Source organism: Nitrobacter sp. NHB1 (assembly GCF_036964665.1).
Taxonomy (GTDB): Bacteria; Pseudomonadota; Alphaproteobacteria; order Rhizobiales; family Xanthobacteraceae; genus Nitrobacter.
The window spans coordinates 1,197,786-1,222,875 of the sequence record NZ_JBAMDA010000001.1 but is presented as its reverse complement, the minus strand read 5'-3'; the positions used below and the strand labels follow the sequence as shown (position 1 = coordinate 1,222,875).

Here is a 25,090-nt window from a genome sequence, read left to right as displayed (position 1 = left end):
GAGTTTTTACCGATTGTGTCGATTTGTCCATCCCGCGATGGTGGCCACTTTAAGGCGGCGCTCGCGGCTGGGACGGTTTGGTGCGGTTGAGCGTGACGCCGCCGAGAGTCCAGGCCGTTCCACATCCGCCGCGCTAAACCCGACCCGTCAACTCACCCTGCGGTTGCAGGGCGTGGACCCGGATCGGCGGCGGCCGGTCAGCGCAACCCTTCGTAGACCATGAAGCCGCGCGCGATCGCGAGCTTCTTCAGGACGCGCGGCACGAAGCGCTGCGGCGGATGGTTCATGTAGCGCCACGAGGTGAGGGTGAAGTCGCCGAGCGGTTGACCGCTGTGCTGCATCGGCGCCAGCAGCCCGGTCAGGCTGATCGGCGTATGCGCCCGATTGCTGAAGGGCAGCAGCAGCAGTTCGAGGTGCGCAAGCGATCCGTCCCGTGCGGTCGCGGTCACGCCGGCGACGGCGGCGAGCAGTTCTTCGGACACCACGCCGAGAATATCGGTGATCTCGGCGCGGCTTGCGGCCGCAAACAGCGCGGCAAAGTTTTGTCCCTTGAGATCGCGGTCGAGCAGGGCGCAGACCCGGGTGCCCGCGACCCGGAACGGATAACCGTTCTCAGGATCGTAGGAGAGTACGAAGATGTCCCCGAGCAGTTCGCGGACCGCGCCCGGTTCGAGCACGCGGCGGTCGGGAGCGCGCTCGCCGTCGCGCTTCTCATCCCAATAGGCATAGAACGCGCGGTTCGATGGATGCTTCATGACTTAAACCGTCCCGACGGCGGCGCGACGCGGACATATCTGTCCTGCTTCAGGGCACCGCAGTGCCGTTTCCTGTTGTGCAGGAGGGATGTTGCAGCGTCCATGCCGCCGGCGGCTTTGGCGTTATCGGTGCACGCCTTTGTGCCGTTAACGTTAAATTCACTATGTCCCTTAAGACATTGGTAACTTGCGTGTCTCACGCCCGCCGTTTTCGGGCCGCTTCCGGCAAAATGTCTCCCGCGTGCGGGGGCCAGCCGCTCGGGCCGGGATTCGACGACAATTTGTGTGTGTATGCCGGTTTCGTCGCTGTCATCGCCAAGATCGACAGCAACGGCAGGATTGAGGTATTAGGTGGCACGATCCGGCATGATGCCGGCTGAGATAGTGGTGGCATGAGACCGGATAGAGCGCAGTTCGGCGATTATCCCGTACTCGATGATGGCAGAGGCAACGCTGGATGAGACAGGCGGGAGACGTCTTGCGCTTTTGGATTTCCGTTCTCGGTCTTGTGATCGGCCTTCAATCGGTTTGTGTCGCGGCCCATTCCGATGACCTCAAGAGTCCGGATCGGGCCGTTCAGGTGAGCGAAACTCCGGCGAGCGAAACTCAGGTGAACGAGACGCCGGTGAGCGAGGCGCCGGTGAGCGAGGTCACCCCGAAAAGAGACAGAGATCACAGCGCCCGGAGTCTTCAGGAAATGTTGATTTTGTTCCTGAAGGGCGCGGTGGCGCTGACCGCTATAGTGCTCGTTTACAAAGGACTAAAACGATGGTTCGGTCGCAAGCGCGAGAGCGAATAATGGATGCATTTTAAGCGCGCCCTGCTCAACGTTCCTGATCGCCACGCTTCCAAAGCAGCGTCGCGTCGTCGCGGGCATCGCGCGACACGGGGATCGGGGCAGGGCCGTTCGGGTAGCACCATTGGCGGTGTTTTTCATGAGAGCCTTTCCGCTTCTGATGGATCAGAAGCGGGGTCCATGATTTTGATTTAACGCGTTTTTTTTCACGCGAACCGGTATCCGCTTCGGTCGAAAACGCTTTAACCGGATCGAATCCTGCTTGCACACCCCGCCCGAGCCGCCTATTGCGGCCCATCGCCCGCTTGAGCCGCCAGGTCGCAGCCCTTGGACTCTCCGCCAGACCTTCCGTCAGATCCTCCGCCGGAACCTCCGCGTGAGCCGATCCTGATTCTGCCGGGGCCGTTGACCGCCTATATCGGCCTGCTTGCGATCGTTTATGCCGTATGGTCGGCGCTTCCGCTCGATCTGGAATACTGGATCGTCGAGGCGTTCGGCTTCATCCCGAAGCGGTACGATCCGAGCCTGCTGGCGACGGCGTTCCCGGGAGGAGGCGGTGCCAAGGTCTGGACTTTCGTGACCTACTCGCTGCTGCACGCCAACCTCAGCCACATCGGCTTCAACGTGCTGTGGCTGCTGCCGTTCGGCAGCGCGGTGGCGCGACGCTTCGGCGCATTCAGGTTCTTTCTTTTCATGGCGGTGACCGCCGTCGCCGGCGCGGCCGCGCATCTTGTGACCCACGAGCACGACATTGCGCCGATGATCGGCGCGTCGGCGTCGGTGTCGGGCACGATGGCGGCGGCGATCCGCTTCGCCTTCGTGCGCGGCAGCTTCCTGTCCTTCCGCGGCGCCGACGCCGACGCCGCGGCGCAGGTGCCTGCGCTGTCGCTGACGCGCGCGCTGCAAAATCCGCGCGTGCTCGCGTTTCTCGCGATCTGGTTCGGCGTCAATATCATCTTCGGGACGGGATCGGTCGCAATCGGCGCCGAGTCCGGCAGCGTCGCCTGGCAGGCCCATATCGGGGGCTTCCTGGCAGGCCTTGTGTTGTTTTCGCTGTTCGATCCGGTGCCTCGTCCGCCGCGCGATGCTGCGAAGGCGTCGCCCGGCGGCGCGGACCGGGTCCCGTAGCGATTAACGAGCGCTTGCGACGCGGGCCGATTTCATTCATCATCGTTGCCCGGTCAGGCTAGGTAGAATCCGGTTCTCGTGCTGGGAATGACGACCTGTTTGGTGCGTTTCGCCCGTGAACAAATTGAACGTTCGACCGTCGCCTGAATACAAAGAACAAGGGTCGGGCAGAACGATCCTGCGCGATTCCGCTGTCGGAGGCGACAATGACAGTCTGTGCGATTCTCAGCGCCAAGGGTCACCAGGTCGTGAGCGTCGAGCCCGACGTGAAACTGGCGGCTGCGGTGAAGCTTCTATCGGAACGGCGGATCGGTTCCGTCCTCGTCATGAGCGGCACCCGCATCGACGGCATTCTGTCCGAGCGTGACGTCGTCCGTGCGCTCGACGAACGCGGCGCGGGTGCGCTCGACGAGCCGGTGAGCGCCGCCATGACCCGCAAGGTCGTCAGTTGCCGTCTGTCGGATACGGTCTCCCACCTCATGGAAATTATGACGTCGGAACGATTCAGGCATCTGCCGGTGGTGGAGGACGACAGGCTGGTCGGCCTGGTTTCGATCGGCGACGTCGTCAAGCTGCGCGTTCAGGAATACGAGGCCGAGCAGGAAGCGCTGCGCGACTACATCAAGACCGCCTGAACACGGACGATATCAGGGATTGCCCCCGGTTTCGGTATCCGCGCCGGCGGTGTCCGCTGACGGCTTCTTCGGCGAGAGAATCTCGATCGCCTCGACGATCGCTTCGATGGTACGATCCGCGGCGCGGGCGCCGTGCGCGATCAGATCGTTGGCGCGATGGAAATCGAACCAGCCGATCTGGCCGACCCGCGGCGAGATCAAAAGGTCCGGCGGATCGCCGGCGAGCCGCGCACGGGTGATGCGGTCCTGCATGATGTTGAATGCGTCGGTCATGACCGTCATAACTCCGGGGCGACCGCCGCCGCCGAAGAGTTGGCGCTTGACCGTTCGCTCGGCGGAAAAGAACTTGCCGAAGCCACGTTTCGGTGGAGCCTCGATGACCTCCTCTTGCGTATCGTTCTGCGTGCCATGAGAGAAGATCGTGATGCTGTGACCGAAGACGTCATTGGAAAGGTTGGCGGCGATCACGATCTCGGCGCCTAGCGCGCGGGCTGTGGAGACGGGCACCGGGTTGACCAGCGCGCCATCGACCAGCCAGCGATCGCCCACCAGCATCGGCGCAAAGATTCCAGGCAGCGCATAGGACGCGCGCATCGCATCGACCAGCCGGCCGTGCGTGAGCCAGATTTCGTGACCGGTGCGGACTTCGGTGGCGACGCTCGCAAACTTGACCGGCAGGTCTTCTATCTGAACCTGGCCGAGTGACGCCTCAAGCCGGGCCGTGAGCTTGGCGCCGCCGATCAGTCCGGAGCCGGTCAGCCGGATATCGAGATAACTGAAAAGATTCCGAGGCTGCAGGCTGCGCGCCCATTCCTCCAGGGTGTCGAGGCGACCCGCGGCATAGGCGCCGCCGACCACGGCTCCGATCGAGGTGCCGACCACGACATTGGGCTCGATGCCGTGCGCGATCAGGGAGCGGAGAATGCCAATATGCGCGAAGCCGCGTGCGGCGCCGCCGCCCAGAGCCAACCCGATCACCGGCCGCCTGACGCTGTCCAATCCTACCTTCCGGCCATTCGACCCGTTCCGGTCGTGGCCTCTCAAACTCTCGAGCACGATGGAATTCTCCGACTGGTGACATCGGTTTCCGTGCTTCCGGCGGACACGGGTGAACGCATGAAAGGCGTGACTTGTGCCGGACGTTGCTCCGCTTCAAACAGAAGTTATCACCGGACGGTGACGTTTCAACCGGAAGGTCAAGCTTTAAAGCCTTCCAAAGCGGGAAGCAGTCATGAGTGAATGCGGAGGAGGCTTGAATTCGCCGCGATTTCCGGGAAAAACCGGAACCATGATCTTCGGGGGCAATTATCGATTCAATTCGGGCTGGCGCTCGTGGCCTTTGCTCGCATTGGTCGTGCTTCTCGTTGCGTTTCCATGCATGGCCTCGGCGCAATTGTTCGGCGAACGCCCGCCTCCGGTGCCGCCCGCGTCCGTTCCGGAAGCACCGTCGGGGCCTGCGATCAGCCTCGCGCCGTCCTCGGGCCCGGCTTCCATGCCGAATCTGCCGGCGCCATTGACCCGGGCACCGGTCGCCGCCGTGCCCCTGTCGTCGCCGCCGCCCGGCATCGCTGTTCCCGCGCAGGCGGTTCTGTCGTTGACCGCGCGTTACGGCAAGGATTTACCGGTCATAAACAGCGGGCTGATCTGGCGAGTTTATTCCGATCGCCCCGATGAGACCGGCGCCTTCAAGCTGATGCGCGAGGATCATGGCGGAACGCCCAACATCGTGCTGCCTCCGGGCAGCTACGTGGTGTACGTCTCGCTGGGGCTGGTCAGTGCCGTGCGTCCCGTGACGCTGAAACCGGATGCCGACCACGAGACGTTCGTGTTGCCGGCGGGCGGCCTGCGGATTGAAGGCCGCGTCGGCGGGTCGATGATTCCGCCGAACCAGATTTCCTTCAATATCTACAAGGGCAGCCAGTTCGAGGGCACCGAGCGCGCGCCGATTGTGCCTAACGTCACAGCGGGCGATGTGATCCTCTTGCCGGAGGGCACCTACTACATCGTCTCCAACTATGGCGATGCGAATTCGGTCGTGCGATCTGACATTCGCGTGCAAGCGGCGAAGCTGACCGACGTGACGATCTCGCATCGCGCCGCGGTCATCACTTTGAAGCTCGTCAGCGAGAAGGGCGGCGAGGCGTTGGCCAACACGGCGTGGTCGGTGCTGACGCCCGGCGGTGACGTCATCAAGGAATCGATCGGCGCATTTCCCCGCGTGATTCTGGCCGAGGGCGAGTACCGCGTGATTGCCAAGAACGAAGGCAAGGTTTTCGAGCGTGGCTTCGAGGTCGTCAACGGCGTCGACGGCGAGGTCGAAGTCGTCGCGCATTAGAGCGTTTTCGAGCGAAGTGGATACCGGTTCGCGTCAAGAAAACGCGTCAAATCAAAATCATAGAGCCCCGCTTCTGATTCCGTCAGAAGCGAAAAGGCTCTAAATCGGAAATCCCGTCGAACGTCTCAGGGGGCGTTCACGCCGCGCCAGCGGCCGTAGCGCCATGGCCGATACCAGGCGGCGCCGGGTGGTTTCACTGTTGGAACATTATCGATGCCGGACGTCCCCCAGGGCTGGCAGCGTAGCAGCCGCGCCAGCGTCATCCAGCCGCCGCCCCATAGTCCGAAGCGCTCGATGGCTTCATCGCCGTAGACCGAGCAGGTCGGCAGGTGCCGACAGTTGAAACCAACGAGTGGCGATAGGGTGTGGCGATAAATCCAGATCAGCGCCCGTCCGCTATTGCGGGGCAGCCGCAGGGCGGCTCTCGCACAATCGGCACAGTGGATGGAATTTTGCCGCGTCGGCTTCATGGATCTCCGGAGTATCTCTCTCAGGTGTGTTTGCCTGGCCGTTCGTTTCGCAGGGTTCCCGCAAGGAACCCACCGAGCCTGGCAATTTCGTCACAGGTGCCAAGATATCGTATACTCGTGAGGGCAAACGCAGCAAAGGTTGTATGGACGCTGACGAATCCTGCGGCTAATTTTTCAAATGTCCCGATGACGGAATCACTGCGTTGAGTTTCGGCCGTAACGTCCAGGTGACGTTGGATAGGGAAGCCTTTGGTGCAAGAGAAGACTTTGGTTCGCGAAAAAGACTTGGGGGTTCGCGAAAAAGACTTTGGACGAAAAGACTTGGGGTGAGGGGAAGGAACCGACTTGAGGCTCGCGAAATCATCTGGGTCCTGCGGATGGGCGCTCCTGTGCGCCGCAGTTTTTTGTTTTGCCTTGCCCGCCTTCGCCGCGCCGCTGGATAACCCGGTTTCAGCCAACGCGACCCTCGAATCACGAAAGCAGCCGATGCGGTTTACCTGGACCGCCTGCGAGCCGCATTGCCGGAGTTGGATCAGCGCGGTCGGCATCGTTACCGCCGAGACCCCGAAAGCCTTCGACGATTTCACCGCGGGGCGTGACCTGGCCGGCATGACGGTTGTGCTGGACTCCGGCGGCGGCTCGGTCAACGACGCCATCGCGCTCGGGCGGCGTTGGCGCGCGCTCGGCCTGGCCACCACGGTGGGGACCAGCGTCGTCATCAAGACCGTGGCCGGCGATCGCGCCGCCGTGCTGCCCGAAGCCTACTGCGAGTCCATGTGCGTGTTCATGTTGTTGTCGGGAAAAACCCGTTATGTGCCTGAGCGCGCGCATGTTCGGGTGCATCAGATCTGGATGGGCGATCGCGCCGACGATGCCAGGGCGGCGAGCTACACCGCCCAGGATTTGATGATCGTGGAACGCGACATCGGCCGGCTCGCCAAATACACCTTCGATATGGGCGGTACCGGCGATCTGCTGCATTTGGCGCTCAGCATTCCACCGTGGGAGGATCTCCACGAACTGTCGCCGGCGGAATTGCGCACGACCAATCTGGTGACGACAGATCGCGTCGCGGATGTGTTGCCGGGTGCGGGAACCACGGATGCTCCCATTGCCGGACTGGTCACGAAACCGGTGCAGGATCGCTTTCCGGGAAGCGTCACGAATGCGACCGCTGCGGTGGCGACGACCAGCCAGCCGACCAAGACCGCCGAGGCGATTCCGGTGGGTGGCACGGCAATCGCCGCGCCAGCTCAGCATCAGAAGTAGTGTTCGGGCAGAACGGATTGAGTTGTTTCAGCTTTGCGTAGGCGTCAGCGCGTCCGATCTGGCCTCGATCTGACCGATGGCATCGACCACCGCATCGAACGTCAGCATGGTGGATGCGTGCCGCGCCTTGTAGTCGCGCACCGGTTCGAGCAGCGCGATGTCGGCCCACTTGCCCTGCGGCGGCGCGCCGTTTTCCTTCAGCATTCTGCGGACGATCTCGCGCAGTTCGCGCAACTCGGTGGCGGTCGAGCCGACCACGTGGCGCGCCATGATCGAGGAAGAGGCCTGGCCGAGCGCGCAGGCCTTCACGTCGTGGGCGAAGTCGGTGACAACGGGACCTTCCATCGTGAGGTCGACCTTGACGGTGGATCCGCATAGTTTCGAGTGAGCAGTGGCGCTCGCGTCCGGCGCCGGAAGGCGTCCCAGGCGGGGAATATTGCCGGCCAGTTCGATGATGCTCTTGTTGTAAACGTCGTTCAGCATAGGATTTCAAGACGTTGAATTCGCTGAAGAGGCCGGCGACGCTCTTGGCGGCGGGAACCTCAAAGCTTATATATGCATCCAATGCCGGAAGATACAATCCGGCGATTCCGTCGCACCCTGATTGAAGTTCAATTCGGCGGTTGCAAATGTAATATCAAGGGACTCAGGCGTCCGGTAGCTCGCAATGCTGCCCCGTCTGCCCGGTGACACTCCGGTCTCAGATGAGGCCGGTCGAACGGAGTGAAGATGGACGCATTGATCAAGCCGCTGCGCGGCAGCAAACCTTCTGAAGTCAAATCCAATAACGCCAAAGCTGCTGGATTCTCTCCCACTGAGCTGGATCCGTCGGAATTTCTGGCTGCAGCCGTTCAGCCGGACCGGTCGCGTCCGTCGCGGCACGAGGCCGAACACGCGGTCAGGACGCTGTTGTCCTATATCGGCGAAAATCCGAACCGCGAGGGGCTGCTCGATACCCCGCGCCGGGTGATCGAGGCCTATGACGAGATCTATCAGGGCTACCATCAGTGCCCGGCCGAGGTGCTGAACCGGACCTTTGGCGAAACCGCAGGCTATGACGATTTCGTGCTGGTCCGCGACATCGCGTTCACCTCGCAGTGCGAACACCACATGATGCCGTTCTACGGCAAGGCGCATATCGCCTATACGCCGGTCGAGCGGGTGGTCGGGCTGTCCAAACTGGCGCGCCTGACCGACATCTTCGCCCGGCGCCTCCAGACCCAGGAGCACATGACCGCGCAGATCGCCGCCGCCGTCGACGAGGTGCTCAAACCCCGCGGCGTTGCGGTGATGATCGAGGCGGAGCACACCTGCATGTCGGTGCGCGGCGTCGCCAAGCATGGCGCGATGACCCTCACCAGCCGGTTCACCGGCGTGTTCCGCGACAATCCGGCGGAGCAGGCGCGCTTCCTGTCGATGGTGCGAGGGGCCTAGCGTTAATCCCTCGCGCGACATTTCTGTGGGGCTCCCTGTGTCTCGACCGACATCTTCATCCGAAGCCGGAATCGAGGAGGAACTGCTGTTCCGGCCTCGCTTCGACGCGTCGGGACTCGTCACATGCGTCGCGACCGATGCCAAAACCGGCGACGTGCTGATGGTCGCGCACATGAACGAGGAAGCATTGCGGCGGACCGTTGAGACCGGCGACGCCTGGTATTACAGCCGTTCGCGCAAGGCGCTATGGCGGAAAGGCGAGAGTTCCGGTCAGGTCCAGCGGGTGGTCGAGATGCGGACCGACTGCGACCAGGATGCGGTCTGGATCAAGGTCGAGCAGCGCGGCGCCGCCTGCCATACCGGACGGCGCTCATGTTTTTATCGGGCTGTGACCAGAGGCGAGGGCGGCGAAGCGCGCGTGGCGTTTGTCGACGCCGACAGGCTGTTCGATCCGGCCGACGTCTATCACAAGAAGTCCTGACGGCGGCGGGGTCGTTGCGCCGGGTCCGTTAAGGTCCTGTTAACCATAATCTTCCACCTTGCGCTGGAGTGAACAACCGTCCGGACCGGTGGGAGTCGGTATGGACGGCGGATTTGCCGATATAGCGCTGGAAGGCGAGGCGGTCGTTTCGCGGGGAGCGGGAGATCAACATGACCGTCGATGCCGCCAATGCCGCTTCCGGACTGACCGGCATTTTCAGCGGAATAGCGACTGCCATTCGGAAGGCGGCAGACGCAACGGGCGCGAGCTTCGAATACCTGCTCGCGACCGCCAAGATGGAATCCAATTTCAATCCTCAAGCCGCCGCGGGCACGTCGTCCGCCAAGGGCCTCTTCCAGTTCATCGAGCAGACCTGGCTCGGCATGGTAAAAGAGGCTGGTCCTGTGCTGGGCTATAACGGCTACGCCGACGCCATCACCAAATCCCCGTCGGGTAGCTATTCCGTCAGCGACCCCGCGACCCGCGCCGCCATTCTCAAGCTGCGCGACGATCCGACCGTCGCGTCCGCCATGGCCGGCGTGCTGACGCAATCCAACAGCTTCAAGCTGACCGGTCTGATCGGCCGCCGTCCGACCGACAGCGAACTCTACATGGCGCATTTCATGGGCGTCGGCGGCGCGGCAAAGCTGATCGCGAACGCGCAGGATAATCCGCAAGCATCCGGCGCGCGGCTGTTTCCGAACGCCGCCGCCGCCAACCGTCCGATCTTCTATGATCGCGACGGCCGCGCGCGCAGCGTGTCGGAAGTCTACGCCGACCTGGACCGGCGCTATGCGGTCGCTGCCAGCTCGCCGGCGACGCGCAGCGCGATGGCATCGCTCGGCGTGAGCGCTCCGGTTGCGATGGCGTCTGCGGCGTTCCCAACGCCGCCTGATAACGCGGCTTACCTGTCGCGTCTGCCCGATGTGCGTGGCGTCACGCCGCTCGCATCCGCGACGATGGATTCCGCCGCGCCGAGCCAGCCGGTGTTCCGTTCGCTGTTTCAGGTCGGCGAGCGCACGCAGCCGGTGTCTCCGGCAGTTCAGGAACTGTGGGGCACGCGATCCGTCGCGGCGGGCTCGGACGCGCAAACCTCATCCAATTCCGGTCCGCGTCAGCCATTCGATCTGTTCAGCGACCGCAACGGCACCTACAGCGGGTAGGCTTTCAGAAGCGCACTCGTTCATGCGTCATTGCGAGCGAAGCGAAGCAATCCAGTCCTTATCTTCGGTTGCTTCGGCGCGATGCGCCCCGCAATGACGGCAGCTCGCACACGCGCCTTTTGCGCCGCTCATCCCCGGCATTAACGAAACGTCAACGAATGCAAACGGTTATGGTGAACCATTTGTTAAGCGTCGTGGTTTATTTTCTATGACAGTGGCACCGCGTCACGGTGTCGTCTCAGGTTGCGTAGGCCGGAAGCACCATGATCGTTCGGCAGTTCATCAGTTGGGTACGGACCGCTCCCGCGGGCGAGCGGGCGGGAGCGACACGAGCGCTGGCCCGCGCCTGGCTCATCTCCGATCTGTCCGATGACGATCGCGCGGCCGCCGAAGGCGCTCTCCTGATGCAGCTCGATGACCCGTCGCCGCTGGTTCGCCAGGCGATGGCGGAAGTCTTTGCGCGCAGCGCGACCGCGCCAGCGGCGATCGTCCAGGCGCTGTCGGTCGATCAGCCTTCGGTTGCTGTATTGGTTCTCGAACATTCGCCGCTGCTGATCGATGCGGACCTCGTCGACATCGTCGCGACCGGTAGCTGCGAGGTGCAGTGCGCCGTCGCGCGCCGCGCCCGTGTTCCGGTATCGGTCTGCGCGGCCATCGCCGAGGTCGGCTCGGCGGCGGCGGCCCTCGAACTCATCGAAAATCCGGGCGCCGATCTCGCGCCGCTGTCCTGGGACCGGATCGTCGAGCGGCACGGCCATCTCGCGGCGATTCGGGAATCGATGCTGGCGCTCGATGATTTGCCCGCGGCCATACGGCTTGCACTCATCGGAAAACTGTCCGACACGCTGGCGCAGTTCGTCGTCGCGCGGAACTGGCTCGGTGCCGATCGCGCCAGCCGCGCGGCCAGCGACGCCCGCGATCGCTCCATCGTCAATATCGCGGCGCGTGCGCGAGACGACGATATGCGCGGTCTGGTCGCGCACCTGCGTGCCACCGGGCAGCTCACCGCCGGATTGATCCTGCGCGCGCTGCTGTCGGGCAATCACGACCTGTTCGACCATGCGCTGGTGGAACTGTCGGGCCTGCCCTTGAGCCGCGTCGTCGCGCTGGTTCATGATCGCGGCGGCGCGAGCCTATCCGCGCTGCTGACGCGGGCGGGGCTGCCGGAATCCACGTTCCCTGCGTTTCGCGCCGCGCTGCAAGCGCGCGACGAAATCGGCTTTGTCGGAACGGTCGGCGGCGCGACGCGGCTGCGTCGCCGCATGGTCGAACGGGTCCTGACGATGTGCGAAACGGCGCCCAATGAGGTTTCGGAGCCTCTGCTGATCCTGCTGCGGCGCTTTGCGACGGAATCGGCGCGCGAGGAAGCGCGCGTGTTCTGCGACGAACTGGTAGCCGAAGCGGCCGCCGAGCCGGCGTATGACGAAGTTGACGAAGTGCCGGTTTGCGAGCCCGAGTTTTGTGAGCAGCCACAGTTCTGCGAGCCTCACTCATTCGAGCCTCAGTTCGATGAACCCGAGCCTCCCGCAGTCGAACCTTACGAGGCCGAGCCTTACGCAATCGAGCCTTACGAAATCGAGTCTTGTGAATCTGAGCGCCGCGAACCAAGGTTTGACGAGCCCGTATTTCACGAACCCCTGCGCCGCGCACCGAGGTTCTACGAACCTGCGCCTTATGAACCACGGCGCCGCGAGCCGCTGCTCAGCGATCTGCTTGCGGCAGCGTAGCCGCGCGCGATCGTCATGCCCGGACTTGATCCGGGCATCCATCTCTATCGCAAAAATGATGGATTGCCGGGTCACCGGCGAGTGAAGCGACGCCGTTCTTCGAACGGCTATGCCCGGCAATGACATCTCTCTTGTTGTGATGATCGAAGAGGAGGCCGGTTTCTATTCCACCGGCGCGATGCTTGGCGCGAGGATGGCTTCGAGGTGCTCGGGGCGGTCACGGTTGACGGCAGCGAGATATTCGTCGGCAACGAGACGCAGTTTGCGATTGATTTCCTTCGCCATGGCCTTGGTGCCCGGACTCGTATGCTCGCGCACGATCGCCTGGATTGCGTTGATGTGATAGGCGATCAGTGCCGCAGGCACGCGGTCGAGAGCCGGCGCGTGTTCGATGATGCGGCAGAGGCTTTCGGCGCCGGCGCCGGCGCCGGGATAACCGAAGGTTGCGGCGCCGCCCTTGATGTCATGCGCGGCACGAAACAGTTCGTCGTGCGCGGCCGGGGCGAATCCGTCCTTGAGAATGGTAGCGTGGGCGGCGGCAAGCCGGTCGCACTCGATCGCCATCCATTTGGCGAATTCGTCGGAGAGTCCGGCGAGCGCTTTCTCGGCGCGCGCGACCGGATCCTCGAAATTCTTCTCGTCGACAAGCCGCATTACCTTGCGGAGCCGATTGGGCGGGGTGATGACGTGATGGTCGGCGAATGCCTCGACCTTCGGCGCGGGAGATTCGTTCTTCTGCATGGTGCTGCGTCTCGTTAGCCTGGGGCCCGGGCCTTATCCAGCAGCGACGGCTGCGGAATGACATCGGGCTCCTTGCCGCCGCGGCGCTCCGGGCCGACATAGGCGGTGCTGGTGTTGCGCCGGCGGTCCGGACCGAAATAGTTCTTGGTCTTGATGAAGGGACGCGGCGAGACCACGACGTTCAGGATGCGCTGATAGAGTCCCTTGGCCGAAATCGGTTTCGCCAGGAATTCGGTGACGCCGGCATCGCGCGCAACGGTAACGCGGCGCTTCTCCGAGTGTCCGGTCAGCATGATGATCGGGGCGAACGGATTTCCTTTCGAGTCCGGCTGCCGGATCATCTGCGCAAGCTCGATGCCGTCGAAGATCGGCATCGCCCAGTCGGTGATGACGATATCGGGAACGTAATGAGTATACATTTCGAGGGCGGTGGCACCGTCCTCGGCCTCGTAGACTTCGCGCGCGCCGAACGAATGCAGCAGGGTGCGCAGAATGCGGCGCATGTGCGCATTGTCGTCGCAGACGAGAAACCGCAGCTTGTTGAAGTCGATGCCGTACATGGTGCGGAAGCGGACCCGGTATACCCGCCGTTAACTATATGCCGGTGCCGTTAACGAATGGTTGCCGCTCTTTCTCCTCTCTCACGAGGGGAGGGAAAAAGGATTCAGTGCCCGAACTGCTCGCTCAGGATCCGCTCCTCCAGGCTGTGGCCGGGGTCGAACAGCATCCGCATCGAAATCGTCTTGTCGGACAGCACCTCGACGCGGCGGACGTTGCGGGCTTCGTCGTGGTCGGCGACGGCGGCCACGGGGCGCTTTTCGTCTTCAAGCACCTCGATCGTCACGACGGCGGTGTTCGGCAACAGCGCGCCGTGCCAGCGCCGTGGACGGAAGGGGCTGATCGGCGTCAGCGCCAGCAGCGCCGCGTTGATCGGCAGGATCGGTCCCTGCGCCGACAGATTGTAGGCGGTCGAGCCGGCCGGCGTCGCGACCATCACACCGTCGGCAATGAGTTCGGCCATCCGTTCGCGCTCGTCGATCAGGATGCGCAGCCGCGCGGCCTGGTGGCTCTGGCGAAACAGCGACACCTCGTTGATGGCGTGATGGATGTGAGCCGCACCGTGGATATCGGTCGCGCGCATCAGGAGCGGATGGATCACGGTGTCGGTCGCGGCAGCGAGGCGGGCATGCAGATCGTGCCGGCTGTATTCGTTCATCAGGAATCCGACGGTGCCGCGGTGCATCCCGTAGATCGGCTTTCCCGAGCGCATGTTCCGGTGCAGCGTTTGCAGCATCAAGCCGTCGCCGCCGAGCGCGACCAGCACATCGGCGTCCGCGGGATCGTGATTGCCGAAGGTCTTCACCAATTCCCTCAGAGCCTGCTGCGCTTCGGGGCTTGTGCCCGCGACAAAGGCTATGCGGTCATACGGTTGGGGTGAGGTCATGATGATTCGGAGACTTCTGCGGCTGCTGCCGGCGCGTATCGTTTCCGGTCGCACCGGCGGTTGTCGAGCGGCACTTAACCGCGCTTTGCGGTGGCGTGTCGAGGCCCGCGTCGGTCCATGGTTAGCGGACACGACAAGATTGGGACGACAAGCCCGGCGCCGTTCACAGCGCCGCCGCCGCCGAAAAGCACGAAAATCTGGTTGGCGAGGCCGGCGCTCCCCGGCGACCTCTCACGCGCGGCCGCGAGAATTTGTATTCCGCGCTATCGCCGTCGCCAATATGACCAGCCATTCATCCAGATGAACGGCTGTTGCAGTCGCGTTCAGCGCGCATTCACACGCCCGGCCTCACTGTAGGCCGTGATCGAGAGCCCAGCCATCCGGCCGATCAACTCGGCGATCAACTCCAAGGAGACGACCATGCTGAAAATGATTTCCGCCGCGCTGCTCGTGGCTTCCGTGTTTGTTGCGCCGGCGATGGCCGGCACGACCCGGACGGGTCATGCTCCGGCGGTCAAGTCGGTGGCCCTCAAGTCGAACGCGCTGAACGCCAACGCCAAGATGGGACGCCATCATCATCATCCTCGCCGGCACGTCCGTCATCATCGCGTCCACAAGCATCACTGATTGCGTCAGGATGCCGGTCATGGCTTGCGGCGATCGCCCCCGGTCGCCGCAAGCCGCTTCGGCCCGACCGCATTTTGCGTCGGATAACCGAATTGCGAATTTCATTTCGGCCGCAGGCGGTCTAGACCTTCATGGGGAATCCACGAACCTGAAGACGGGCCGGCGTTGGGGGCATCTGCGAAATTTCTGGCGATCGTGCTGCTGGCAGGGTCGCTCGCGGCCTGCATGACCGACGGCGGCGATCAGGGCGGCGTGGTCTATACCGATGATCGCGGGGTGGCCGATCAACCGTTCCCGGCGGACTATCGCGGGCAAATCCTCGCGTTTCTCAGAACCTACCTCAACAATCCCGTTGGCATTCGCGATGCCGCAATGGCCGAGCCGGCCCAGCGCACCGTCGGCGGCCGGCTGCGTTACGTGAGCTGCCTGCGCTACAACGCCCGCGAGATCGACGGCAGCTATCGGGGTGTGGTGCAGCGCGCGGTGGTTTATGTCGATGCACGGCTCGATCGCATGATCGAGAAGGCCGACGAAGTCTGTGCTGGTGCCGTCTACGCGCCGTTCCCCGAACTGGAGAAGCTGACGCGCTAATCGTCGGCCGACGTCGCGGGTTCGAGCGGTTTACCCAATTGATCACATTTCGAAGAGCCTGGAACCTTGGCACTCGCGGCGGACGACCTATTTGCACGGCGCGACTTGCGCGAGTGCTGTTTTGCCGGGTGAGAGATCCCACATAGGAACCGCGAATGTTGCGCACGTATCACGGTTGCAAACGATCGCCGCAATCTTGTTGCCTTCAGGCAACCAAATTCGCGCCATGTTGTTTGACGATGGTCGTAGCCACCGAGAAGGGGAACCCATCATGAAGAAATTCCTGGTCACCGTCGCAGCGGTTGCAGCCTTCGCCGCACCGGCGCTTGCGGCTGATCTTCCGCCGCGACCCTATACCAAGGCACCCCCGCCCTATACGCCGCCGCAGGCCGTCTACAACTGGACCGGCTTCTATATCGGCGGTCATCTCGGCGGTGCGTTCGGCGGCGACAGCAGCCTGGGTGGAAGCGACGGCCGTTTCCTCGGCGGCGTGCAGGGCGGCGCCGACTATCAGTTCGCAAACAACTGGGTGCTCGGCGCCGAAGCCCAGTATAGCTGGCTCACCAACAACAACGGCGGTGTGGACTTCCCGGGCGGCAGCGTCGTGACCGGCAACGACCGCGGCCTCGGCTCGGTGACCGGCCGGCTCGGTTACGCTTGGGGGCCGGTACTTCTTTACGCTAAGGGCGGCTATGCGTTCCGGGACAGCAGGCTCGGCGTGACCGACGCCGCCGGCGTGCCGCTGGCTTTCGCAACCACCGGAAACCATGACAACGGTTACACCGTCGGTGCGGGTCTCGAATACATGTTCGCGCCGAACTGGTCCGCCAAGGTGGAATATCAATATTACAATTTCGGCAAAACGACATTCGCCGCGGGGTCGCCGGCCGATATCGTCGGAACGAGCTTCCACAACGACGATCATACCGTCAAGGCCGGCGTGAACTATCGCTTCGGCTGGGGCGGCCCGGCGGCCCCTCATTATTGAGACCGCCGCCAGATCGAGATGGCCGAACGCCGGTTCGGACGACAACAGAACGCACGACAACAAGATTACATGACAAAGGCCGGCTTCGCGCGGGCGTTTTCCTTGCGGCGTGCGCAGGTCACGCAACCGGTGGTCCCGCTTCGGATCAGATGCGGTCGACCCTCAGAAACAGCGTCCAGATCAGCAGCAGCAGGGTCGCAATCCCCAGCCAGTCCGGGTGGACACAAAATGTCGTGCCGTAATAGCAAAGTTGATCGGCGCCGATGCCATAGTTGCCGGCGCCGTAGAACGCCGCCGTTGCCAACGCCATGATGCAAGTCACGACTATCATCGGAGACTCCCGATGTTGCGGCGAGCGGCCGAAGAATCCTCGATGCGGAATTTGTCGCGGCCGGCTCTGTTGGGAGCAAGTCTAGATTGCTCCCGTGAAGCAAGCGTAAATCGATGCCTCCGTTTTTCTACAAACGGCGTGGTGTGCTGATGCCGGCGCCGTCCTGAACGCCGACCGCAGGTTGAATGACCGTCGAGCGCGAGACGCTAGAACCGCGTGACGATATCCGACAAGGCGGGGCGAGGGCGGTCCTTGTTCGGCTTTGTCGGTGTGCCGATATGGATAAAGCCTGCGAATCTTTCGTCCGGCTTCAACCCGAGGCCGTCGAGTATGTCGCGGTCGTAGGCGAACCAGCCGGTTAGCCAGTTCGCGCCGTAGCCGAGCGCGGTGGCTGCATTGACGATGCTCATGGCGCTGGCGCCCGCCGACAGCACCTGCTCCCATGACGGCGCCTTGGGGTGCGGTTTGATGGAACTCACCACACCGATCACCACCGGCGCTTCCATCAGTTGGTGCTTTTCCATTTCGATCTCGTCCTGCGGCGCCGACGGGTTTTTGCGCGCGTAGACACGGGCGATGACGTCACCGGCGCGGGCGCGTCCGTCGCCTTCGAACACGATGAACCGCCATGGCACGACCTTACCGTGATCGGGCACGCGCGCTCCGATGGTGAGGATGGTCTCGATCTCGGCGGGCGAGGGACCGGGGGCGCTCATATCGCGCGGCTTGACCGAGCGGCGGGTGCGCAGGAAGTCGATGATATCGGACATGGTTGCTCTCTGTAAAAACTGCTGGCGCCGCTTATGGGGTGCAAAGGACGGTCGCGACTGACGCCCACCTTCGGAAATACACCGCTACAGCGGACTATTTTCCCTCTTGATATCCGGCGGCGTGGCTTCTGCGACCAGCGCTGCGATCGCCTCGTCGGTCGGCAATACCGTCTGGCCGTCGCTGCCGAGGCGGCGGATCGACACCGAACGGCTTTCGGCTTCCTTCTTGCCGACCACAAGCAAAGCAGGGACCTTCGCCAGCGAGTGTTCGCGCACTTTGTAGTTGATCTTCTCGTTGCGCAGGTCGACCTCGACGCGAATGCCCGCGCGGCGCGCGGCGGCGACGACCTCCCTGGCATAATCGTCGGCGTCCGAGGTGATGGTAGCAATGACGGCCTGCACGGGCGCGAGCCAGAGCGGAAAATGTCCGGCAAAGTGCTCGATCAGAATGCCGACGAAACGCTCCAGCGAGCCGCAGATCGCGCGGTGGACCATGACCGGCGCGACCTTGTTGGAATGCTCGTCGATGTAGAACGCGCCGAACCGCTCCGGCAGGTTGAAGTCGACCTGCGTGGTGCCGCACTGCCATTCGCGGCCGATGGCGTCCCGCAACACGTATTCGAACTTCGGACCGTAGAACGCGCCTTCGCCGGGATTGATCGAGGTCTTGACGCGGTTGCCGGACCTGGCCTTGATCTGCTCCAGCACGGCCGTCATCACGCTTTCGGCATGATCCCACGCCGCATCCGAGCCGACGCGCTTGTCGGGGCGGGTCGAGAGCTTGACCGTAAGCTCGCCTTCAAAGCCGAAATCCTCATAGGTCGAGAGGATCAAATCGTTGATCTTGAGGCATTCGTCGGCGAGTTGCTGCTCGGTGCAGAAAATGTGCGCATCGTCCTGCGTGAAACCGCGCACGCGCATCAGACCGTGCATCGCGCCCGAGGGCTCGTAGCGATGCACGACGCCGAACTCGGCGAGGCGGATCGGCAATTCGCGATAGCTCTTGAGGCCGTGTTTGAAAATCAGAACATGGCCGGGACAGTTCATCGGCTTGATCGCGAACCAGCGCTTGTCCTCGGCTTCGTCGCCCGCCGACTGCGCCGCGAACATGTTCTCGCGATACCACTCCCAATGGCCGGAAGTCTCCCACAGCGACTTATCGAGCATTTGCGGGGCATTGACCTCGTCATAATCCTCAGCAAGTCGCCGGCGCATATAGGCGATGATCTCCTGGAACAGCGTCCAGCCCTTGGCGTGCCAGAACACGACTCCGGGACCTTCCTCCTGGAAGTGGAACAGGTCCATCTCGCGGCCCAGACGACGATGGTCGCGCTTCTCGGCTTCCTCGATCTGCTTGAGGTAGGCGTCGAGATCCTGCTGGCTCGCAAACGCCGTGCCGTAGATGCGGGTCAGCATCGGGTTGTTGCTGTCGCCGCGCCAGTAGGCGCCGGCCACCTTCATCAGCCTGAAGGCGTTGCCGATCTTGCCGGTGGAGGTCATGTGCGGGCCACGGCAGAGATCGAACCAGTCGCCCTGATAGTAGATCTTGATCGGCTCGTTGCCGGGAATGGCGTCCACCAGCTCGACCTTGAAGGTCTCGCCCTTGTCGCGGAACACCTGCTTGGTCTTTTCGCGGTCCCAGACGTCCTTGGTGAAGGGTTTGTCGCGCGCGATGATCTCGCGCATCTTCTTCTCGATCGCGGCAAAGTCCTCCGGCGTGAACGGCTCGTTGCGGAAGAAGTCGTAGTAGAAGCCGTTCTCGATCACGGGGCCGATGGTCACCTGCGTGCCCGGCCACAGCGACTGCACGGCTTCGGCCAGCACATGCGCGGCGTCGTGCCGGATCAGTTCCAGCGCGCGGGGGTCGTCGCGGTTGATGAATTCGATTTTTGCGTCGCGTTCGATCGGGTCGGCAAGATCGCTGACCACGCCATCGAGCGCCATCGCCACCGTGCGCTTGGCCAGCGACGGCGAGATGCCCTTGGCGATATCGAGGCCGGTGGTGTTTTGCGGGAACTGACGCTGCGCGCCGTCGGGGAAGGTGAGGGTGACGTTTTCGGTGGACGAGACGGGCTTCAGGTTGGCGAGGCCAAACTGGAATCCCGATGCGGTTTCGCGCTTGTCGGACATTGATCTCTCCTGTGGCTCACTCCTGCGAACGAGCGCAGGTAAGCGGGATGCAGCGGTATAGCAGCCGGTTTGTCCGTTGCAATGGCTGTCCGGCAGGCATGGCGACGCACCGCCCGATCCAGAGTCAGAAGCCGGCTTTGTCCTTTTATCGTTGGTCAGTGCATCCGGTCATGGACGGGAGGGTGGTTGCCCGTTTCGTCCATGCGCAGCAGCCCCTCGAACCGGGAGAACATCGCAAGGCGGTTGGCCGGAACCGCTTGCTCGGCTTTCGCGAGCGCCTCTGCGAGTTCACCTGCGACGTCAGGCGCAATGCCGGCACGCTGCAATGCTTCGGCGCTCCTGATTCCGTCTCCGGCGCAGAGGATAATGGTCCAGCGTCCGTGCTTGTTCTGGAGGAGCGCGCGACCGCCCATCTCGCCCTGCGTCCAGCCGGCAATCGCGTAGCCCGCTTTGGCGACCACCGGTGCGATGACCAGCTTTGCTTCCGGCTTGTCGAAGGTCGAATGGAGCAGATCGCGCACCGCGTCCTCGTCCGGCCCCGCGATCGCCGAACCGGCGAGGCTCCAAAGCACGACGAGTGCGGCCAATAGTTTCATCAGCACCGAAATCTCCTTATACATTCGCTTCACAATACACCCGCTTCGCAGGCCGTTGCGGCTCGCGTGGCCGTAACGCCCGATCCATCGGTTTCAAGCCGCAATCCCCGGAGAGCCTCGCGTTGACCATTACCATCTACGGCATCAAGAACTGCGACACCATGAAGAAGGCGCGCGCGTGGCTGGACGGCCATAGCATCGCCTATGACTTCCACGACTACAAGACCGCCGGCATCGATCGCGCCCGGCTCAAGGGATGGGCCGCAAAACTCGGCTGGGAAACATTGCTCAACCGCGCCGGCACGACGTTTCGCAAATTGTCGGATGCGGACAAAGCGGGGCTGAACGAAACCAAGGCGCTGGCCCTGATGCTGGCGCAGCAGTCGATGATCAAACGTCCGGTGCTGGAGGTTGGCGACAAGCTGCTCGTCGGCTTCAAGCCCGAGGTTTATGAAGAAGAGCTTCGAGCGCCGAAGACGAAGCGATAGTGCTGTCTCGATCGGTTCGGTCACGTCGCATTTCGACTGGAGCGCGATCAGCAAAAGTGGATGCCGGTTTTGCGTCCGATCGCGCTCCAAAATATTGATAATGCGCATGATCTTTTCGCCAAACCGCTCACACTTTGGCGGATCATGCGCTAGACTAATGGCTGATAGATGTGGGCTCAAGACGCCCGCCGAGTGCTACTTTGCACCTTGCGCGATCCTGCCCATTGACTGCATATTCCTGACATAGGCGACCGGGTCCGGGTGGTGTCCAAGCGCACTGAACGGGTCCGTCAGTAACTAGTCTCAGCCGCGAAGGGGACACCGAGCGATAGCTGAGGGGGAATTTTGAGTGGCGAATGAGTTCATTCTTGAAACCCATGGATTAACCAAGGAATTCGCTGGTTTTGTCGCCGTGCGCGACGTTGCACTACGCGTTCGCCGCGGCAGCATTCATGCATTGATCGGCCCCAACGGGGCGGGAAAAACCACCTGCTTCAACCTGCTGACCAAGTTCCTGAAGCCGTCGGCGGGTCGGATTGTCTATAAAGGGCGGGATATTACGGCGCTTGCTCCGGCCGACGTGGCGCGGCTCGGACTGGTGCGGTCGTTCCAGATTTCGGCGGTCTTTCCGCATCTCACGGCGCTTGAAAATGTCAGGGTCGCGCTGCAACGTCAGCACGGCCATTCTTTCGATTTCTGGCGCTCCAGATCGGTGCTCGATCGCTTCAACGGTCGGGCACTTGAATTGCTGGACGACGTCGGATTGAGCGAATTCGCGAAAACTCCGGCCGCCGAGATGCCATACGGGCGCAAGCGCGCGCTGGAGATTGCGACGACGCTGGCGCTCGATCCGGAAATGATGCTGCTCGACGAGCCGATGGCCGGCATGGGCCACGAGGATATCGACAGGATCGCCGCGCTCATCAAGCGCATTTCGGCGAAATATACGATCCTGATGGTCGAGCACAATCTGAGTGTGGTCGCCAGCCTGTCCGATATCATCACCGTGCTGACACGCGGTAAGGTGCTCGCCGAGGGCAATTATGCCGACCTGACCAAGGACGAGCGCGTCAGGGAAGCCTACCTGGGAGCCGGTCATGGCTGACGGGACGACGACCATATCGGGCGTTGCCGGTGCCGCAAGACCGGCCGGCGCCGCCCTGCTCACGGTTGACAATCTCGAAGCATGGTATGGCGAATCCCATATCCTTCACGGCATCAGCTTCAACGTCGCGGCGGGAGAGGTCGTCACGCTGCTCGGCCGCAACGGCGCCGGCAAAACCACGACGCTGAAGTCGGTCATGGGCATCATCAGCAAGCGCACCGGATCGATCCGTTTCGACAACCACGACATCTCGCGCGCCTCCTCGGACAAGATCGCGCGTTTGGGCGTTGCGTTCTGTCCGGAGGAGCGGGGCATCTTCGCGAGCCTCGATGTGCGCGAGAACCTGATGTTGCCGCCGCAGGTCCGCAGCGGCGGCATGTCGCTGGACCAGATCTTCACGCTGTTTCCCAACCTGAAGGAACGGCTGGGCAGCCAGGGCACCAAGCTCTCCGGCGGCGAGCAGCAGATGCTGGCGATCGCGCGCATCCTGCGCACGGGGGCGCGCTTCCTGATGCTCGACGAGCCGACCGAGGGCCTTGCGCCGGTTATCATCCAGCAGATCGGCCGTACCATCGCGCGACTGAAATCCGAGGGATTTACGATCCTTCTGGTGGAGCAGAATTTCCGCTTCGCCTCGACGCTCGCCGACCGCTTTTACGTCGTCGAACACGGCAGGATCATCGACGGTTTTGCCAACTCCGAATTGCAGGCCAACATGGACAAACTTCATGGCTATCTCGGTGTTTAGAGCGTTTTCGAGCGAAGTGGACACCAAGTTCGCGTGAAGAAAACGCGCCAAATCAAAATCAGAGAGCCTCGCTTCTGATTCCATCAGAAGCGAAAAGGCTCCAGGCAGCGTCCCCGGACGGGACCAAAACGGAGTGGAGAAGAAAATGAGAAGCGGATTAGCGGCTCTGCTCGTCGGCACGGCGCTGACTTTTGGCATGACCGTCGGCGCGACGGCCCAGGATAAACTGGACAAAAACGTCAAGATCGGCGTGCTGACCGATCTTTCCGGCCTTTATGCAGACCTCGCCGGGGAAGGGTCGGTCGTCGCGGCGCAGATGGCGGTCGATGATTCCGGCCTGAAGGCCAAAGGCTGGACAATCGAGGTGATCTCGGGAGATCACCAGAACAAGCCCGATGTCGGTACCGGCATCGCGCGCCGATGGATCGATACCGACAAGGTTGACATTATCGCCGATGTCCCGAACTCCGGCGTTGCGCTCGCCGTCAACAACCTCGTCAAGGAGAAGAACCGCATCCTGCTCGATTCCGGCGCCGGCTCTTCGGAATTGACCAACACGCAGTGCACGCCGAATACGATCCATTTCACCTACGACACCTACATGCTGGCTCACAGCACCGGCAGCGCGATGGTGAAGGCCGGCGGCGACAGTTGGTTCTTTATCACGGCGGACTATGCATTCGGTCACGCGCTCGAGAACGATACGGCTGCGGTCGTCAAGGCCGCCGGCGGTAAGGTGCTGGGAAGCGTCAGGGTGCCGCTGAACACGGCCGACTTCTCGTCATACCTGCTGCAGGCCCAGGCATCGAAGGCCAAGGTGATCGGGCTCGCCAATGCCGGCGGGGACACGACGAACTCCATCAAGCAGGCCGCGGAATTCGGCATCGTCAAGGGCGGCCAGAAACTAGCCGGCCTGCTCATGTTTTTGTCGGATGTTCACTCGCTCGGCCTGAAGGTGGCGCAGGGCCTCAACCTGAGCGAGACGTTCTACTGGGACATGAACGACGGAACTCGGGCGTTCTCGAAGCGTTTCAGCGAACGCCTGAAAACCCATGCGATGCCGACGATGGTTCATGCCGGCGTCTATGCGGGCCTGCTGCATTACTTCAAGGCGCTGGAGGCGCTTGGCGGCAATCCGCATGACGGCGCCAAAGTGGTGGCCAAGATGAAGGAGATACCGACCGACGATCCGCTGTTCGGCAAGGGTACGATCCGGATCGACGGCCGCGCGATTCATCCGGCCTACCTGTTCGAGGTCAAGACGCCTGCGGAGTCGAAGGGCGAATGGGATCTCTACAAGCTGATTGGCACCACGCCGGGAGACGAGGCGTTCCGGCCGCTGTCGGAAAGCAAGTGCCCGCTGGTGAAGCATTAATGCTGCGGTCGCCCCGGTGGTGCTGAGCCGCCGGGGAACCGTTACACACTGGAAACCGTTATTGACGGGTTGAAGCCGAGAGCATGATGTCGATCAATCTGCAGGCCCTCTCTGCGCAGCTTCTGGTCGGGCTGATCAACGGTTCGTTCTATGCGCTGCTGAGTCTCGGCCTTGCCGTGATCTTCGGAATGCTCAACATCATCAATTTCGCGCACGGCGCGGTCTACATGATGGGTGCGTTCTGCGCCTATTTCCTGCTCAACGTCTTCGGGATCGGCTACTGGCCGGCGCTGATCGTTGCACCGATTCTCGTGGGCATCTTCGGCATGGTCATGGAGCGGACCATGCTGAAATGGCTGACCGGGCTGGATCAACTGTATGGGCTGCTGCTGACCTTCGGTCTCGCGCTGATCATTCAGGGCGTGTTCCAGAACTATTTCGGTTCCTCTGGTCTGCCCTATGCAATTCCCGACGAATTGCAGGGCGGCATCAATCTCGGCTTCATGTTTCTGCCGATCTACCGCGCCTGGGTGATCGTATGTTCGCTGGTGGTCTGCATCGCCACCTGGTATCTGATCGAGCGGACCCGGCTCGGCGCCTATTTGCGCGCGGCGACGGAAAATCCCACGCTGGTGCGCGCGTTCGGCATCAACGTGCCGCGCATGATTACGCTGACCTACGGGTTAGGCGTCGGCCTCGCGGCGCTGGCCGGCGTGCTGTCGGCGCCGATCAATCAGGTGCGGCCGCTGATGGGCGCGGACCTCATCATCGTGGTGTTCGCGGTGGTGGTGATCGGCGGCATGGGATCGATCATGGGATCGATCATCACGGGATTTGCGCTCGGCATCGTCGAGGGGCTGACGAAGTATTTTTATCCCGAGGCCTCCAATACTGTGGTTTTCGTGCTCATGGTTCTCGTCTTGCTGGTAAAGCCGACAGGATTGACGGGACGGGCGACCTGAC

Annotated in this window: 31 protein-coding genes; 18 read left to right on the top strand and 13 right to left on the bottom strand. The window is 62.6% G+C overall.

Going from position 1 to position 25,090, the window contains the following annotated elements:
• Positions 1-197 precede the first annotated feature (197 nt).
• On the bottom strand, positions 198-755 hold the full coding sequence (locus V4R08_RS05760; protein ID WP_335578470.1) for a PAS domain-containing protein: 558 nt from the start codon (positions 753-755) through the stop codon (positions 198-200).
• Between the two features lie 62 nt (positions 756-817).
• Between V4R08_RS05760 and V4R08_RS05755 the strand changes: the two genes are divergently transcribed.
• A complete protein-coding gene (locus V4R08_RS05755) occupies positions 818-1,135 on the top strand; it encodes a hypothetical protein (RefSeq protein ID WP_335578469.1) in 318 nt (105 codons plus the stop codon).
• A 98-nt stretch (positions 1,136-1,233) separates the two neighbouring features.
• Positions 1,234-1,554: a hypothetical protein gene (locus tag V4R08_RS05750; RefSeq protein ID WP_335578468.1), complete on the top strand. Its 321-nt coding sequence runs from the start codon at positions 1,234-1,236 to the stop codon at positions 1,552-1,554.
• Between the two features lie 25 nt (positions 1,555-1,579).
• Here V4R08_RS05750 and V4R08_RS05745 read toward each other — a convergent pair whose 3' ends face one another.
• Positions 1,580-1,819: a hypothetical protein gene (locus V4R08_RS05745; protein WP_335578467.1), complete on the bottom strand. Its 240-nt coding sequence runs from the start codon at positions 1,817-1,819 to the stop codon at positions 1,580-1,582.
• A gap of 59 nt (positions 1,820-1,878) precedes the next feature.
• Here V4R08_RS05745 and V4R08_RS05740 point away from each other — a divergent pair, with 59 nt between their 5' ends.
• Together V4R08_RS05740 and V4R08_RS05735 are read left to right on the top strand one after the other, a co-directional pair.
• Positions 1,879-2,679 carry a rhomboid family intramembrane serine protease gene (locus V4R08_RS05740; RefSeq protein ID WP_335578466.1) on the top strand — a complete coding sequence of 267 codons (801 nt, stop codon included), beginning with the start codon at positions 1,879-1,881 and terminating at the stop codon, positions 2,677-2,679.
• Positions 2,680-2,885: 206 nt separating this feature from the next.
• On the top strand, positions 2,886-3,314 hold the full coding sequence (locus V4R08_RS05735; RefSeq protein WP_335578465.1) for a CBS domain-containing protein: 429 nt from the start codon (positions 2,886-2,888) through the stop codon (positions 3,312-3,314).
• Positions 3,315-3,326: 12 nt separating this feature from the next.
• On the opposite strand, the gene V4R08_RS05730 is transcribed toward V4R08_RS05735, so the two are convergent.
• The gene (locus V4R08_RS05730) at positions 3,327-4,370 is read right to left on the bottom strand and encodes a patatin-like phospholipase family protein (RefSeq protein WP_335578464.1); all 1,044 of its coding nucleotides are present in this window, start codon (positions 4,368-4,370) and stop codon (positions 3,327-3,329) included.
• 232 nt (positions 4,371-4,602) lie between these two features.
• Here V4R08_RS05730 and V4R08_RS05725 point away from each other — a divergent pair, with 232 nt between their 5' ends.
• Positions 4,603-5,649, top strand: a complete 1,047-nt coding sequence (locus V4R08_RS05725; RefSeq protein ID WP_335580190.1) for an RgsD C-terminal domain-containing protein — start codon at positions 4,603-4,605, stop codon at positions 5,647-5,649.
• A 125-nt stretch (positions 5,650-5,774) separates the two neighbouring features.
• Here V4R08_RS05725 and yidD read toward each other — a convergent pair whose 3' ends face one another.
• Both yidD and V4R08_RS05715 read right to left on the bottom strand, forming a co-directional pair.
• Entirely contained in the window at positions 5,775-6,119 is a 345-nt protein-coding gene (gene yidD, locus V4R08_RS05720) for a membrane protein insertion efficiency factor YidD (RefSeq protein ID WP_335578463.1), read from the bottom strand.
• A gap of 20 nt (positions 6,120-6,139) precedes the next feature.
• The gene (locus V4R08_RS05715) at positions 6,140-6,577 is read right to left on the bottom strand and encodes a hypothetical protein (protein ID WP_335578462.1); all 438 of its coding nucleotides are present in this window, start codon (positions 6,575-6,577) and stop codon (positions 6,140-6,142) included.
• On the opposite strand from V4R08_RS05715, the gene V4R08_RS05710 reads away from it, so the two are divergent.
• The gene (locus tag V4R08_RS05710) at positions 6,465-7,388 is read left to right on the top strand and encodes a COG3904 family protein (RefSeq protein ID WP_442935631.1); all 924 of its coding nucleotides are present in this window, start codon (positions 6,465-6,467) and stop codon (positions 7,386-7,388) included. The two genes, V4R08_RS05715 and V4R08_RS05710, sit on opposite strands and share 113 nt — an antisense overlap.
• Before the next feature lie 27 nt (positions 7,389-7,415).
• Here the strand turns inward: V4R08_RS05710 and V4R08_RS05705 are convergent, their stop codons facing one another.
• Positions 7,416-7,871, bottom strand: coding sequence for an iron-sulfur cluster assembly scaffold protein (locus V4R08_RS05705; protein ID WP_335578460.1), 456 nt, complete (start codon positions 7,869-7,871; stop codon positions 7,416-7,418).
• A gap of 246 nt (positions 7,872-8,117) precedes the next feature.
• On the opposite strand from V4R08_RS05705, the gene folE reads away from it, so the two are divergent.
• The 4 genes from folE to V4R08_RS05685 all read left to right on the top strand — a co-directional run bounded on the left by folE (position 8,118) and on the right by V4R08_RS05685 (position 12,193).
• Positions 8,118-8,822 carry a GTP cyclohydrolase I FolE gene (gene folE / locus V4R08_RS05700; protein WP_335578459.1) on the top strand — a complete coding sequence of 235 codons (705 nt, stop codon included), beginning with the start codon at positions 8,118-8,120 and terminating at the stop codon, positions 8,820-8,822.
• 37 nt (positions 8,823-8,859) lie between these two features.
• The gene (gene hisI / locus V4R08_RS05695; RefSeq protein WP_335578458.1) at positions 8,860-9,303 is read left to right on the top strand and encodes a phosphoribosyl-AMP cyclohydrolase; all 444 of its coding nucleotides are present in this window, start codon (positions 8,860-8,862) and stop codon (positions 9,301-9,303) included.
• Positions 9,304-9,473: 170 nt separating this feature from the next.
• Entirely contained in the window at positions 9,474-10,466 is a 993-nt protein-coding gene (locus V4R08_RS05690) for a transglycosylase SLT domain-containing protein (protein ID WP_335578457.1), read from the top strand.
• 263 nt (positions 10,467-10,729) lie between these two features.
• Positions 10,730-12,193: a DUF2336 domain-containing protein gene (locus V4R08_RS05685; protein WP_335578456.1), complete on the top strand. Its 1,464-nt coding sequence runs from the start codon at positions 10,730-10,732 to the stop codon at positions 12,191-12,193.
• 162 nt (positions 12,194-12,355) lie between these two features.
• On the opposite strand, the gene V4R08_RS05680 is transcribed toward V4R08_RS05685, so the two are convergent.
• The 3 genes from V4R08_RS05680 to V4R08_RS05670 all read right to left on the bottom strand — a co-directional run bounded on the left by V4R08_RS05680 (position 12,356) and on the right by V4R08_RS05670 (position 14,378).
• Positions 12,356-12,934 carry an Hpt domain-containing protein gene (locus tag V4R08_RS05680; protein WP_335578455.1) on the bottom strand — a complete coding sequence of 193 codons (579 nt, stop codon included), beginning with the start codon at positions 12,932-12,934 and terminating at the stop codon, positions 12,356-12,358.
• A gap of 14 nt (positions 12,935-12,948) precedes the next feature.
• A complete protein-coding gene (locus V4R08_RS05675) occupies positions 12,949-13,494 on the bottom strand; it encodes a response regulator (protein WP_011510161.1) in 546 nt (181 codons plus the stop codon).
• 104 nt (positions 13,495-13,598) lie between these two features.
• A complete protein-coding gene (locus V4R08_RS05670) occupies positions 13,599-14,378 on the bottom strand; it encodes an NAD kinase (protein WP_335578454.1) in 780 nt (259 codons plus the stop codon).
• Between the two features lie 420 nt (positions 14,379-14,798).
• Between V4R08_RS05670 and V4R08_RS05665 the strand changes: the two genes are divergently transcribed.
• The 3 genes from V4R08_RS05665 to V4R08_RS05655 all read left to right on the top strand — a co-directional run bounded on the left by V4R08_RS05665 (position 14,799) and on the right by V4R08_RS05655 (position 16,584).
• Positions 14,799-15,005 carry a His-rich protein BRANT gene (locus V4R08_RS05665; RefSeq protein ID WP_335578453.1) on the top strand — a complete coding sequence of 69 codons (207 nt, stop codon included), beginning with the start codon at positions 14,799-14,801 and terminating at the stop codon, positions 15,003-15,005.
• Positions 15,006-15,170: 165 nt separating this feature from the next.
• Positions 15,171-15,596, top strand: coding sequence for a hypothetical protein (locus tag V4R08_RS05660; RefSeq protein WP_335578452.1), 426 nt, complete (start codon positions 15,171-15,173; stop codon positions 15,594-15,596).
• Positions 15,597-15,867: 271 nt separating this feature from the next.
• Positions 15,868-16,584 carry an outer membrane protein gene (locus tag V4R08_RS05655; RefSeq protein WP_335578451.1) on the top strand — a complete coding sequence of 239 codons (717 nt, stop codon included), beginning with the start codon at positions 15,868-15,870 and terminating at the stop codon, positions 16,582-16,584.
• Between the two features lie 145 nt (positions 16,585-16,729).
• On the opposite strand, the gene V4R08_RS05650 is transcribed toward V4R08_RS05655, so the two are convergent.
• From V4R08_RS05650 to V4R08_RS05635, 4 genes are all read right to left on the bottom strand, one after another.
• Entirely contained in the window at positions 16,730-16,915 is a 186-nt protein-coding gene (locus tag V4R08_RS05650) for a hypothetical protein (protein ID WP_335578450.1), read from the bottom strand.
• Between the two features lie 206 nt (positions 16,916-17,121).
• Positions 17,122-17,685 carry a nitroreductase family protein gene (locus V4R08_RS05645; RefSeq protein WP_335578449.1) on the bottom strand — a complete coding sequence of 188 codons (564 nt, stop codon included), beginning with the start codon at positions 17,683-17,685 and terminating at the stop codon, positions 17,122-17,124.
• Positions 17,686-17,769: 84 nt separating this feature from the next.
• Positions 17,770-19,815, bottom strand: a complete 2,046-nt coding sequence (gene thrS / locus V4R08_RS05640) for a threonine--tRNA ligase (protein WP_335578448.1) — start codon at positions 19,813-19,815, stop codon at positions 17,770-17,772.
• 155 nt (positions 19,816-19,970) lie between these two features.
• Positions 19,971-20,411 carry a copper uptake system-associated protein gene (locus V4R08_RS05635; RefSeq protein WP_335578447.1) on the bottom strand — a complete coding sequence of 147 codons (441 nt, stop codon included), beginning with the start codon at positions 20,409-20,411 and terminating at the stop codon, positions 19,971-19,973.
• Positions 20,412-20,533: 122 nt separating this feature from the next.
• Here V4R08_RS05635 and V4R08_RS05630 point away from each other — a divergent pair, with 122 nt between their 5' ends.
• The 5 genes from V4R08_RS05630 (at position 20,534) to V4R08_RS05610 (ending at position 25,089) form a co-directional block, all read left to right on the top strand.
• Positions 20,534-20,899 (top strand): ArsC family reductase, encoded by a 366-nt coding sequence (locus V4R08_RS05630; RefSeq protein ID WP_335578446.1) that lies wholly within the window; start codon positions 20,534-20,536, stop codon positions 20,897-20,899.
• Positions 20,900-21,248: 349 nt separating this feature from the next.
• Positions 21,249-22,004, top strand: a complete 756-nt coding sequence (locus tag V4R08_RS05625; RefSeq protein ID WP_335578445.1) for an ABC transporter ATP-binding protein — start codon at positions 21,249-21,251, stop codon at positions 22,002-22,004.
• Positions 21,997-22,752 (top strand): ABC transporter ATP-binding protein, encoded by a 756-nt coding sequence (locus V4R08_RS05620; RefSeq protein WP_335578444.1) that lies wholly within the window; start codon positions 21,997-21,999, stop codon positions 22,750-22,752. Before V4R08_RS05625 ends, V4R08_RS05620 begins: the two co-directional genes overlap by 8 nt.
• A 145-nt stretch (positions 22,753-22,897) precedes the next feature.
• Positions 22,898-24,127: an ABC transporter substrate-binding protein gene (locus tag V4R08_RS05615; protein ID WP_335578443.1), complete on the top strand. Its 1,230-nt coding sequence runs from the start codon at positions 22,898-22,900 to the stop codon at positions 24,125-24,127.
• Between the two features lie 98 nt (positions 24,128-24,225).
• Positions 24,226-25,089 carry a branched-chain amino acid ABC transporter permease gene (locus V4R08_RS05610; RefSeq protein WP_335580189.1) on the top strand — a complete coding sequence of 288 codons (864 nt, stop codon included), beginning with the start codon at positions 24,226-24,228 and terminating at the stop codon, positions 25,087-25,089.
• The last annotated feature ends 1 nt before the right edge of the window (position 25,090 follow it).

Coding starts and splice junctions, on each gene's coding strand:
- thrS (WP_335578448.1), bottom strand. CDS start 19,815: ATGTCCGACAAGCGCGAAACCGCATCGGGATTCCAGTTTGGCCTCGCC.
- yidD (WP_335578463.1), bottom strand. CDS start 6,119: ATGAAGCCGACGCGGCAAAATTCCATCCACTGTGCCGATTGTGCGAGA.
- V4R08_RS05705 (WP_335578460.1), bottom strand. CDS start 7,871: ATGCTGAACGACGTTTACAACAAGAGCATCATCGAACTGGCCGGCAAT.
- V4R08_RS05670 (WP_335578454.1), bottom strand. CDS start 14,378: ATGACCTCACCCCAACCGTATGACCGCATAGCCTTTGTCGCGGGCACA.
- V4R08_RS05615 (WP_335578443.1), top strand. CDS start 22,898: ATGAGAAGCGGATTAGCGGCTCTGCTCGTCGGCACGGCGCTGACTTTT.
- V4R08_RS05690 (WP_335578457.1), top strand. CDS start 9,474: ATGACCGTCGATGCCGCCAATGCCGCTTCCGGACTGACCGGCATTTTC.
- V4R08_RS05760 (WP_335578470.1), bottom strand. CDS start 755: ATGAAGCATCCATCGAACCGCGCGTTCTATGCCTATTGGGATGAGAAG.
- V4R08_RS05635 (WP_335578447.1), bottom strand. CDS start 20,411: ATGAAACTATTGGCCGCACTCGTCGTGCTTTGGAGCCTCGCCGGTTCG.
- V4R08_RS05645 (WP_335578449.1), bottom strand. CDS start 17,685: ATGTCCGATATCATCGACTTCCTGCGCACCCGCCGCTCGGTCAAGCCG.
- V4R08_RS05680 (WP_335578455.1), bottom strand. CDS start 12,934: ATGCAGAAGAACGAATCTCCCGCGCCGAAGGTCGAGGCATTCGCCGAC.
- folE (WP_335578459.1), top strand. CDS start 8,118: ATGGACGCATTGATCAAGCCGCTGCGCGGCAGCAAACCTTCTGAAGTC.
- V4R08_RS05685 (WP_335578456.1), top strand. CDS start 10,730: ATGATCGTTCGGCAGTTCATCAGTTGGGTACGGACCGCTCCCGCGGGC.
- V4R08_RS05665 (WP_335578453.1), top strand. CDS start 14,799: ATGCTGAAAATGATTTCCGCCGCGCTGCTCGTGGCTTCCGTGTTTGTT.
- V4R08_RS05650 (WP_335578450.1), bottom strand. CDS start 16,915: ATGATAGTCGTGACTTGCATCATGGCGTTGGCAACGGCGGCGTTCTAC.
- V4R08_RS05675 (WP_011510161.1), bottom strand. CDS start 13,494: ATGTACGGCATCGACTTCAACAAGCTGCGGTTTCTCGTCTGCGACGAC.
- V4R08_RS05725 (WP_335580190.1), top strand. CDS start 4,603: ATGATCTTCGGGGGCAATTATCGATTCAATTCGGGCTGGCGCTCGTGG.
- V4R08_RS05735 (WP_335578465.1), top strand. CDS start 2,886: ATGACAGTCTGTGCGATTCTCAGCGCCAAGGGTCACCAGGTCGTGAGC.
- V4R08_RS05620 (WP_335578444.1), top strand. CDS start 21,997: ATGGCTGACGGGACGACGACCATATCGGGCGTTGCCGGTGCCGCAAGA.
- V4R08_RS05655 (WP_335578451.1), top strand. CDS start 15,868: ATGAAGAAATTCCTGGTCACCGTCGCAGCGGTTGCAGCCTTCGCCGCA.